We start from the raw sequence: 6,456 nt of genomic DNA, 5'->3' as shown, positions 1-6,456 counted from the left end.
GCGCCGCGCCGGTCGAGGCGGTATCGCCGGAGACGACGATGGCGTGACCGCGCGCATATTTGTGGCCATCGATCCGCGGCACCGGAAAGGATCTTTGCCAGGCCCGCGGAATGTTTTCCGATGTCTGCGGCCGGATTTCGTCGAGCACCCCCGCATCGATCCCGATATCGGCGACGCGCACCCGGCCGCAATGCATCCTTCCCGGCAGCAGCAAATGCGCCGGCTTGCGCCGGAAGAACGTCACCGTCTCGGTAGCGCGGATCGCAACGCCCATGACGGCGCCCGACGTGCCGTTGATGCCGCTTGGCAGATCGACGCTGAGAACCGGCGCGCCGTTGCCGTTGATTGCCTCGATCATTTCATGGGGTTCGCCCTTCACCGGCCGGTTGAGACCGGCGCCAAACAGCGCATCAATGATCAGCGCCGGCTTGCCGATCGCCTGCGGGTTGAACGGCAGCACCGGATATTTCCAGCCGCGGGCGGCAAGCTCCGCGTCGCCCTGCAAGCTATCCCGCTCGCACAACAGGATGACCGAAACCTCCCGCCCGCGCGCGGCGAGCTCGGCGGCCGCGACAAAGCCGTCGCCGCCATTGTTGCCGCCGCCGGCGACGACAACGATCGGCCCCTCCTCCACCAGATCCATCGCGGCTTCCGCGACGGCCTGGCCGGCGCTCATCATCAGCGCGAAGCCGGGCGTGCCGGCGGCAATGGTCAGCCGGTCGGCACGCTCCATCTCAGCCGTGGTCAGAACTTCCATGCCGAATCCTCAATCCAACCGCCTGTTCCGGAGGCAAATCTCATCCAGCGCGTAGCGCTTCCCCACACAATTGCATGCCGATTGATCATTTTGCCTATTTCATAGGCTAAAGTATCATGCGTCCCCGGGTCGACCCCAGCGGGTTGCCCGTTAAAAGTCTGATAACGTTCCGTAATCGGCGCCGCTAACAACTTGGCATAGACCCTGCTTTTGAGGAAGCCGCTCGGGATGGCCGCGCCAGGCGGCCCTCCATCAGCGTTCCGGCCGTAGGCCGAACCCAAGGATCGAACTTGCTGCGCCACGCGCATCGAACCATCTGCACTCTGAATTCTAGAAATGCCCGGGAGGCGCCCAGTGAAGAAAATCGAAGCCATCATCAAGCCGTTCAAGCTCGACGAGGTAAAAGAGGCGCTTCAGGAAGTCGGATTGCAAGGCATCACCGTCACCGAAGCCAAGGGTTTCGGACGGCAGAAGGGTCACGCTGAACTCTATCGCGGCGCCGAATACATCGTGGACTTCCTGCCCAAGGTCAAGATCGAGATCGTGATCGGCGACGACCTCGTCGAAAAAGCGATCGACGCGATCAGGCGCGCCGCCCAAACCGGACGGATCGGCGACGGCAAGATTTTCGTATCCAACATCGAGGAAGCCATCCGCATCCGGACCGGCGAATCCGGGCTGGACGCTATCTGAGCCGGGTGCTATCCCGCATTTTGCGAGTTAAAAATCAGAACAGGGCTGCCTAGGCCGCCTGATTTCGTTCGCGAAATCTCACCATCATCGATGAATCCTGGAAACCGACCCGCAGCCAAGAGGGGTATTCATGAAGACCGCCAAAGACGTCCTCAAATCGATCAAGGACAACGACGTCAAATACGTCGACCTGCGCTTCACCGATCCGCGCGGCAAGTGGCAGCACGTGACATTCGACGTCGGCATGATCGAAGAGGATACTTTTGCCGAGGGCCTGATGTTCGACGGCTCGTCGATCGCCGGCTGGAAGGCGATCAACGAATCCGACATGTGCCTGATGCCCGATCCCGTCACCGCGACGATCGATCCGTTCTTCGCCGAAACCACCATGGTCCTCGTCTGCGACGTGCTGGAGCCAACCACCGGCGAGCCCTACAACCGCGACCCGCGCGGCATGGCCAAGAAGGCCGAGGCGATGGTGAAGTCGATGGGCGTCGGCGACACCGTCTATTTCGGGCCCGAAGCCGAATTCTTCGTGTTCGACGACGTGCGCTTTGCCGCCGATCCCTACAACACCGGTTTCAGGCTCGACGCCGCGGAATTGCCGACCAATTCGGGCACCGAATATGAAGGCGGCAACCTCGGCCACCGCATCCGCACCAAGGGCGGCTATTTCCCGGTGCCGCCGCAGGACTCGGTGCAGGACATGCGTTCCGAAATGCTCGGCGCGATGGCCAAGATGGGCGTCAAGGTCGAGAAGCATCACCACGAAGTCGCTTCCGCCCAGCATGAACTCGGCATGAAGTTCGACACGATGACGCTGATGGCCGACCAGATGCAGATCTACAAATACTGCATCCATCAGGTGGCGCACATCTACGGCAAGACCGCCACCTTCATGCCGAAGCCGGTCTATGGCGACAACGGCTCCGGCATGCACTGCCATCAGTCGATCTGGAAAGATGGCAAGCCGGTATTTGCCGGCAACAAATATTCCGACCTGTCGGAGACCTGCCTGTCCTACATCGCCGGCATCATCAAGCACGCCAAGGCGATCAACGCCTTTACCAACCCGTCGACCAACTCCTACAAGCGCCTGGTTCCCGGTTACGAAGCCCCGGTGCTGCTCGCCTATTCCGCGCGCAACCGCTCGGCCTCCTGCCGCATCCCCTACACCGCTTCGCCGAAGGCCAAGCGTGTCGAGGTGCGCTTCCCCGACCCAATGGCCAATCCGTATCTCGGCTTCGCCGCCATGCTGATGGCCGGTCTCGACGGCGTCAAGAACAAGCTCGATCCGGGCCCGGCGATGGACAAGGATCTCTACGATCTGCCGAAGGAGGAACTGAAGGCGATCCCGACCGTCTGCGGCTCGCTCCGCGAGGCCCTGGAAAATCTCGACAAGGACCGCGCGTTTCTCAAGCACGGCGGCGTGTTCGACGACGACTTCATCGACAGCTATATCGAGCTGAAAATGACCGAAGTGGCGCGCTTCGAGATGACGCCGCACCCCGTCGAATTCGACATGTACTATTCGCTGTAACTGTAACGCCCGTCACGGCAAGAAGGACGAAGGCGCCCCAGACGGGGCGCCTTTTCACATTGCAGCGACGCGCTTTCCTCATTGTTTGCGTGGAGCGCTCCCTCGCCCGCTGACACCGCGAACAAGAACTATCCCCTCTTCGGCGGATTCTCCCGCAGGAAGCGCTCGAGGTCGGGCAGCACGGAATAGGGCAGCGGTATGGGATCGCCCGCCGGGTCGAGCGCCGTATCGAGGCAGTGGCGCAACGCGCGCGCAAGCTCGGCGCGGCGATAGGGCTTGGTCAGAAGCGGCATGTCACGGCCCGCACGGCCTTGCGAGGGGATCGCCCCATCGGTGTAGCCAGAGCTGAAGAGGACTCTCAGCGTCGGCCGTTGTTCGGCAATCCTGTCAGCCAACTGCCTGCCATTGAGGATTCCGGGCATGACGATATCGCTAAACAGAAGATCGAACGCCGTCCCGGCTTCGACGACCGCGAGCGCTTCGGCGGCGCCCGAGGTCGATATCACCTTATATCCGAGACTTTCGAGCTGGCCGGTGACGTAGGCCCTCACCTCGTCGTCGTCCTCGACACACAGGATCGTTTCAGATCCGCCGCGCAATTCGCCATCGGTTACCGGCGATGTCTGAACCGGCTCGAAGTCGGCCTTCGGAAGGTAGATCCGGAAACTGGCTCCGCTTCCTTCCTCGCTGCGGACCTCGATGTTGCCGCCGGACTGCTTGGCGAAGCCAAACACCATGCTCAGTCCGAGCCCGGTGCCCGAGCCGACCTGCTTGGTCGAAAAGAACGGGTCGAAAATCCGGTCGCGGATGGCTTCCGGAATACCGTGGCCGGTATCGGCAACCTCGATCACGACGTAGTCGCCGGCATCGACCCCGCTTGCCGCCGCCTCTTGCCTGCTCAGACTGATGTTGCTCGTCGTAAACATTAGCGTCCCGCCGGATGGCATGGCATCGCGGGCGTTGATCGCGAGGTTGACCATCGCTGAACTCAGCTGGCCGGGATCGGCCAGTGCCGGCCAAACCTGATCGCTCAGCGTGGTCTGGATCTTGATCTGCCTTCCCAGCGTCGGCAACAGCAGTTTGACGACCTCCCTGACCAGCGCGTTGATGTCGATCTCGAGCGGGCGGAGCGGCTGCTTTCTGGCAAAGGCAAGCAGGTTTGCCGTGAGCTGGGCCGCTCGATCGGCGGCTTCGCTGATCATCTTGGCGATCGCCGCAAGCGGGGCATTGTCCTTGACGGCATCGGCGAGGATTTCGATGGTGCCGGTGATCACCGTGAGCATGTTGTTGAAGTCATGGGCGATGCCGCCGGTGAGTTGCCCGACCGATTCCATCTTCTGCGCCTGGATCAATTGCTCCTCGGCGGCGCGCTTGCGGGTGATGTCCCTGATAAACGCGTTGATGATGAAGCCGTCACCGCGACGCAGCGCCGTGAGCGATACTTCGACCAGGAATTCATGGCCGTCCTTGTGCAGCGAGCGCGATTCGTATCGCATGCCCGTGGCGCCGCCGGTGGCCTCACTCAGGAATCGCGCGATGCGCTGCCGGTGCCCGGCGCGGAGCGATTCCGGGAAAACCAGATCCACCACTTTCTTGCCGATAGCCTCCGCCCGGGTCCATCCGTTCAAGGCTTCCGCTTGCGGGCTCCAGTCGAGAACGACGCCCTTGTCATTGGTCTGGACGAAGGCGTCGAGCGCGGTCTTGATGATCGCCTGCGCCATTTGCTCGCTGTCGACCAGCGCCTGGTGCGCCCGCCTCTGTTCGGTGGTATCGCGCAGCACCGTTACCGCCCCGCGAAGGGTGCCGAGTTCGTCGCGCAACGGGCGTGCGTTGGCGACGATGTATGCCCTGACCCCCGGTTCTTCGAATTGCACCACGAGCTCAAAGTCATCGACATTTTCGCCGCGCAGCGCCCGCATCAGCGGCGAGCTCGAAACCGGCAGCGGCGTCACGCCGTCGGCGAAGAAGCGGGTGAACTTTTGCGCTCCCGCTGCGCTGCTGAAACCGGGGTCCACGCCAAGCAGCCGCCGGGCAGCGGCGTTGGCAACGACGATCTTTCCGTTCTCGTCGGCCACCACGACGGAGTCGCGTATGCTTTCGACGGTATTCTCCAGCAGTTTTTGTTTGGTGCCGAGCTGGGTCGACATTTCGGCGAACGCCGCGGCAAGAATGGCGATTTCCTGGCCGCCGTTCGAAGGCATCGCGACCAGTTCGCCACGCGACAGGCCCTTGACCGCCCGCGTCATTTGGGTCAGCGGCCTCGACAACGATCTGGCAATCCCGATCGCGAGAACGAGCGCGAGCAGAACCGCAATCCCGCCGCCGGCCAGCGCCGAACGGCTGACCGCCGAGAAACCGCTATTGAGCACCCGGTACCGGGTAGCCACAAGGATGGTGGCGCCGGGTCCGCCCGCCATGCGCACGGTCTGCCACCCCACGCCGTACTGCTCCCCGTTACGATCCCGCCAGATTCCACTGCCGCTGCCGCCGCCGGTCAACGATCGATCGAACTCCGGGAAATCGTCCTGAATCCGCGCCGGAGACCTGGCGCCGGAAGCGATTTCGCGCGGGGGGCCGGAATCGAGCAGATAGTCGCCGGCGGCATTGACGATGGCGACATGGTTGACGCCGCCAATCCCGGCACGAATGCGCTCGAACCTCGGTCCGAGGTCGAGATCGATCACGCCGATCCCGAACGGCCGGCCGTCAGGCGCCGGCAGCGGCGTGGCGATCTGAAGCATGGGTGTGGCGGGATGACCCGAACCGCCGTCGGTGCCGGACATCGTGGGCGATACGTAGACATCGGACCTCGATAGCGACATCGTGCGCTTGAAGTAGTCGCGCTCACCTTCCTGCGTCAGTTCAATGTCGGGAACGGCGCGGGCCGCGCCGCCCGGCCCTCCCCGGTCGACGCGCACCAGTTCGCGTCCGCCGTCGGCGGCGGCGATGATGCGCAACTGCGCATACTCGGATTTTGCCCGAAGTATCGACAGGAAACGTGCCGTGATGCTCTCGCGGATTTTGGCGTCAACCTGCGGGACGATCGGGCCAGCGGTTCGCGTTGCCGCCAGTTGCTCCACTGCCACGCCTCCCTGGATCATCAGCGCGTCCTGGCGCGCACCGCTCAGCGCGGCCTCGAGTTCGGTCGCGCCCAGGGCGGCCTTGGTGGCGAGGCGGTCCAGCGCGTGCGGAATCGTCGCCTCTCTAACGAAGTAGTAGGTGAACAGACTGAGGGCGCATGTGGTCGCCGCGACCAGCAAGACCATCGCGAACGCGAGACGTCCCGACAGCGTCATAACGACCAACGGTCCGGGAGAATGCATGCGCGGCCGGTTTCCCGGCCTGGATCGGCAACGACGGGCATCTCTTCGGCGCCCTCGAATACGGCCCGCTGCTTAGCCGAGTCCGGCTTCGCGATCCCCAACTTTCGGCCCCGTAGAATTACGGAGACTGGCCCGAGCACCCC

4 protein-coding genes are annotated in these 6,456 nt (G+C 63.2%); 2 read left to right on the top strand and 2 right to left on the bottom strand.

The window, feature by feature from the left end:
* On the bottom strand, positions 1-757 hold a 757-nt coding region (locus WCE35_RS24300; protein ID WP_424595853.1), incomplete at its 3' end, for an NAD(P)H-hydrate epimerase.
* Between the two features lie 354 nt (positions 758-1,111).
* Between WCE35_RS24300 and WCE35_RS24295 the strand changes: the two genes are divergently transcribed.
* Together WCE35_RS24295 and glnA are read left to right on the top strand one after the other, a co-directional pair.
* Complete coding sequence (locus WCE35_RS24295; protein WP_011441447.1) at positions 1,112-1,450, top strand: P-II family nitrogen regulator; 339 nt, start codon at positions 1,112-1,114, stop codon at positions 1,448-1,450.
* Positions 1,451-1,580: 130 nt separating this feature from the next.
* Positions 1,581-2,990, top strand: coding sequence for a type I glutamate--ammonia ligase (gene glnA, locus WCE35_RS24290; RefSeq protein ID WP_424595852.1), 1,410 nt, complete (start codon positions 1,581-1,583; stop codon positions 2,988-2,990).
* 128 nt (positions 2,991-3,118) lie between these two features.
* Here glnA and WCE35_RS24285 read toward each other — a convergent pair whose 3' ends face one another.
* Positions 3,119-6,313 carry a PAS domain S-box protein gene (locus tag WCE35_RS24285; protein WP_424595851.1) on the bottom strand — a complete coding sequence of 1,065 codons (3,195 nt, stop codon included), beginning with the start codon at positions 6,311-6,313 and terminating at the stop codon, positions 3,119-3,121.
* Positions 6,314-6,456 lie beyond the last annotated feature (143 nt).

Origin of the sequence: Bradyrhizobium sp. (assembly GCF_049691595.1) — a bacterium.
GTDB lineage: Bacteria > Pseudomonadota > Alphaproteobacteria > Rhizobiales > Xanthobacteraceae > Bradyrhizobium.
The sequence above is the reverse complement of the archived record's forward strand: the minus strand, read 5'-3'. Positions and strand labels throughout refer to the sequence as shown.

Excerpts from the sequence above, each read along its gene's own strand:
- glnA (WP_424595852.1), top strand. The coding sequence starts at position 1,581 with ATGAAGACCGCCAAAGACGTCCTCAAATCGATCAAGGACAACGACGTC.
- WCE35_RS24285 (WP_424595851.1), bottom strand. The coding sequence starts at position 6,313 with ATGCATTCTCCCGGACCGTTGGTCGTTATGACGCTGTCGGGACGTCTC.